Source organism: Paenibacillus campinasensis (assembly GCF_002272015.1).
GTDB classification, from domain to species: Bacteria; Bacillota; Bacilli; order Paenibacillales; family Paenibacillaceae; genus Paenibacillus_AQ; species Paenibacillus_AQ campinasensis.
In genome coordinates, this window is sequence record NZ_NPBY01000004.1 from 1 (window position 1) to 4,005 (window position 4,005).

Annotated in this window: 3 protein-coding genes and 2 pseudogenes; 3 read left to right on the top strand and 2 right to left on the bottom strand. The window is 45.8% G+C overall.

Going from position 1 to position 4,005, the window contains the following annotated elements; all coding sequences use genetic code 11:
• Window positions 1–384: 384 nt before the first annotated feature.
• On the bottom strand, window positions 385–1,167 hold the full coding sequence (locus tag CHH67_RS01535; protein ID WP_095263224.1) for an aminoglycoside 6-adenylyltransferase: 783 nt from the start codon (window positions 1,165–1,167) through the stop codon (window positions 385–387).
• A gap of 67 nt (window positions 1,168–1,234) precedes the next feature.
• Here CHH67_RS01535 and CHH67_RS01540 point away from each other — a divergent pair.
• Window positions 1,235–1,462: pseudogene (locus tag CHH67_RS01540) on the top strand (hypothetical protein); the annotation flags it as partial.
• Window positions 1,463–1,653: 191 nt separating this feature from the next.
• Here the strand turns inward: CHH67_RS01540 and CHH67_RS01545 are convergent.
• Window positions 1,654–2,511, bottom strand: coding sequence for a manganese catalase (locus CHH67_RS01545; RefSeq protein ID WP_095263226.1), 858 nt, complete (start codon window positions 2,509–2,511; stop codon window positions 1,654–1,656).
• 234 nt (window positions 2,512–2,745) lie between these two features.
• Here CHH67_RS01545 and CHH67_RS01550 point away from each other — a divergent pair, with 234 nt between their 5' ends.
• Window positions 2,746–3,186, top strand: coding sequence for a GNAT family N-acetyltransferase (locus CHH67_RS01550; protein WP_230875546.1), 441 nt, complete (start codon window positions 2,746–2,748; stop codon window positions 3,184–3,186).
• Between the two features lie 159 nt (window positions 3,187–3,345).
• Window positions 3,346–4,005 (top strand): annotated as a pseudogene (locus CHH67_RS01555) (hypothetical protein); the annotation flags it as partial.

The following is a 4,005-nucleotide window of genomic DNA, read 5'->3' on the forward strand; positions in this document are numbered from 1 at the left end:
ATGCCTTCCAATGATATAATTAGGAAGGATTTACATAATAGAGGTAAAGCTTCCCTAATGTCGAAAGAGGTGGTTTGTATTTTTTTACTTGGCCTTGTATTGCTCGCTATTGGATGCTTCGCGATGCTGTTATCGGGGTTAGAAAAAGTGCTATTGTTCTCGTTCGTATTTACCAAGACTCAATACGTCTTGATGGATAGTATTCTATTGAATATCCCTCCCTACATATGGGGGATTACGAATGCAACTTTTATATTTGGCATCGTTCTAGTCGTCATTGGAGTGATCATTATGGTTTTAGCCAAAAGAGTCAGAACATAGAACTGGGGGGCTTCGGCAAAAATAAAGAGGGTGTTCCAAAGTTTATTTTGGACACCCTCATCTTCACATTTCTTCGTAGACCTCTTCTAAATACTTGATGGATACTTGTTGGGCCTCAAGCTTTATTTGTATATCGCTTTCATAGTAACGTCTTAGATATAAATATAATGATATTGAAGACTTAATTGTGTTATAGCAGCTTTCTTTTTCATGGACAGGAACTGTTTCTTCTAGTTCCTCGATAAGTTCAGGGGCATGTCTTTCAATTTTCCGTACCCCATTTGGTAGCGAATTGTGTTGCATTAAAATTAATGGACCCAGAACAGTCTCTCTGACAAATGAAAGAAAACTGATCACTTCGAATAATTCCCCTCTGCCGAGTTTAGTAGCTGCATAGTGTACCCAAACCCAGAAGCGATCTTCAATCCACTGAACATCAGGGAGAGGATAAGAAAATTGGATTTGATTCAGTAGCTGTTCCAAGGAGGAATCCCGTTGCCATACCACAATAGGTGTTTCTACCCCATCATTTATTTCTTCCATTGTTACAAATTTAAAATCAACATGAAGAGGGCCATGGTACAAGCAAATGAGTAACCGCGGTTCACCTACATGTTCTCCAGTGAACCCAGATAAAAGATGACCAAATTGACTTGCTATATGCAGCCTATTCCTCATAATATCCGTTTTAAAGGTTGGGAGATAGACAAGAATCAAATCCAGATCGCTAAACTGATCCATCGAATTCTTCGCCATTGAACCACCAGCAAGTACACCTGCAAATCGTTCGTCATCTTGTATCTGCCTTATCAAATTTTGAACAAACTCTTCATGTTGTTTTAACATGCGTATCACTCCTGTAATTTGACCTGTTAAAAATAGGTATTATTTCAACATAACATATTTTAATGAAATATGCACGAATGATCGGGCTGGTGCTGATGATAATAGGAATGAATCGCTAAAGGGAATACCAACGAAAAAGGGGTATGACCGGGATGATTGGCCGATGGCCATGTGCGCCGAAGGAGGAGTAGGGGCGAGTGTTAAATACATAGATCCATCCGATAACCGTTGTGCTGGAAGCTGGGTGGTTAGCCAGTTGGAGACTTGTTGGGCGCGGGTTCCTCAGCCCTCATGAAGAAAACCCTTGCGTTTGCAAGGGTTTGTTGCTAAGTGTTAAGAAGGCACCTGAACATCTGGATATTTATCGGTCTTTCATCGCTTGTCAACTAAATAACAAGAGGTTGGGGAGGATACAATTATCCTTGTACAATTAACGGTTATATGCACGGCGGAACATGCACAAATGCGCTGTTGCCAGCGGGCCCTTTATTGCGGCGGGATATGCGGGGTGTTTTGCGAGCGGTTAACCACCTTGGGTGGTGTATTATAAATATACGGCGGTGCGGGCGGCAGTTGCGGGGCCGGGGCGAGCGGCTGCGGGTTCGCCACGTATTGAAATGTGCCGCCATCCGGACTTGGCCCATGAGCCCAAGGTCCCTGTGCGCTTTCTTGACCGCGTGAGAAATTAAACAGAATATGCGACACTTCCTGAACCTCGCATTCTCTAGGGAAGGTGCTAGGGACGACGACCCCTTCCTTGGCCTCCAGTTCTTTAATCGCGGCGATCCATTGATTCTGGTGCATTGTATCACGCGCAAGCAGCCAGGCGAGCATGTCTTTAACGCCGCGGTCATTCGTCATCTCATACAGACGTGCCACCTGCAAGCGTCCTTGAGATTCTGCAGCCAGGTTATGTCTGAAATCTGCCAGCAAATTTCCGGATGCGATCGTGTATCTGGAATTCCACGGATAGCCGTTGCTGTCGGTCGGCGCGGCGCCGAGACCCGTGACAATGGCGTGCTGTGGATTGCTGCCTCCCAGGATGGCGGCAATGACCGGATCCTTTGCCGCTTCTTCCAACGTCTCGACCGGCGCGTCATCCAGCAGGCGAGCGATCATCGTGGCCAGCATCTCAACATGCGCGAGTTCTTCGGTGCCGGTATCAAGCAGAAGGTCCTTGTACTTGCCGTCTCCGCGAACGTTCCAGCCCTGGAAGAGATACTGCATGGCAACGGTAATCTCTCCGAACTGGCCGCCCAGCACTTCCTGCAGCCTGCGAGCGAAGACGGGATCCGGACGCTCAGGCTTGGCGCGGAACTGCAGTTCTTTAATATGAAAAAACAATAATATACACCTCACTTTATCATTCTCTGCTGATCTATATTCGACGGGTAGCCTCCATTTGCATGTACCCTCGAAATTTCGCGAAAAGCTTCGGATGATGCTCTTGCTTGTTGACGATTGAAAGCGTGCAGTAAAGTGGCGCGGGCAGGTGGTGCCGAACATGGTCAGTGTCAAGCTGACCAGTGTTAATTATAAGGACCTATCCAATTGCAATTGCAGGAAGGAGAAAAGAATTTGAAATTTACGATTGTACAGCTGGACTCTCTGTCGGAACAGGAGCTGATGAATGGAGTAACAGCTCTGTATCAACAAATATTTGAGACGCCGAGGGGGCTGATTGAGCAGCTTGAAGGCAAGCCAAGCTGGTTGGCGCATGTCGCACTCGATGGCTCCAGCGTGGTGGGGTTCAAGCTTGGCTATGCGTTAAGCCCCAACAAATTTTACAGCTGGCTTGGCGGGGTGGACCCGAAATACCGAAAACAAGGGGTAGCCTCGGCCTTGATGAATGAACAGCATCGTCTGCTTAAAGACAAAGGGTACAAGAAAGTGCAAACCAAAACGAAAAATCGCTGGCGCAATATGCTGATTCTGAACCTGAAGCATGGCTTTGATGTGATCGGCACATACACAGACAGCTTGGGCGAGCCGAAGATCATTCTGGAAAAGAGACTTTAGGTTTAAGCGCCCGGGTCTTTAAATCGATTGGATGTAATTACCTTTTTTTGAAAAATAGGAATATGATACTATATTCCAGGTAGTATAGACAGCAAGGGGAGTCTTCCCATAAGCAAATCCTCCAGCCTATGGAGAACATTGAGAAGAGATGGATCATTGATGAAAAGCTTGAAAAAATCAGTTGTACTGCTATTATCATTATCATTATTATTAGCTGCTTGCGGAGGGGACAAAACGGAGAGCGATCCTTCTTCTTCCAATCAAGAAGATGTAAAAACAGAAGCGGCTGCTGAACAAGAACCGAAGAAAGAACCTAAGAACGAGCCGGCCGAAGAAGTGTCTACTACGTTATTCTCAAATGAATATATTCAGTTTGAATACCCTTCGACATGGGTGGATCCCCAAGTTGACAATGCTTTAATTCTGGCTGCTTTTGTTGACGCTAACGCTGCCGGGGGATTTGCTGATAATGTCAATATAGTCCTGGAAGATTCCGCAATGACAGCACAAGAAGCTGCAAACCAGGCGGTATCCGATTTAACGAGCAGTGCTGGCGGAGAGGTAATCCAGAACTACCAGCAAATCAGTTACACGGATGCGTTAAACGGCGATTATGATGCAGGAATCCTTACAGGTTCCTATACACAAGGACAGTCCGGAGTTGGAGTCATGTTAACGCAATATTTTGTTGCCACTGGCGATCAGATGTACACGATGTCCCTCAGCTTCGCTAAAGATACATACGAGGATGGCGGAGAACAACTAAAGATTCCTGTGGGAGGTGGATATCTATGCGGCAGTTTATTTATATCAACTTTA

Coding starts and splice junctions, on each gene's coding strand:
- CHH67_RS01535 (WP_095263224.1), bottom strand. CDS start 1,167: ATGTTAAAACAACATGAAGAGTTTGTTCAAAATTTGATAAGGCAGATA.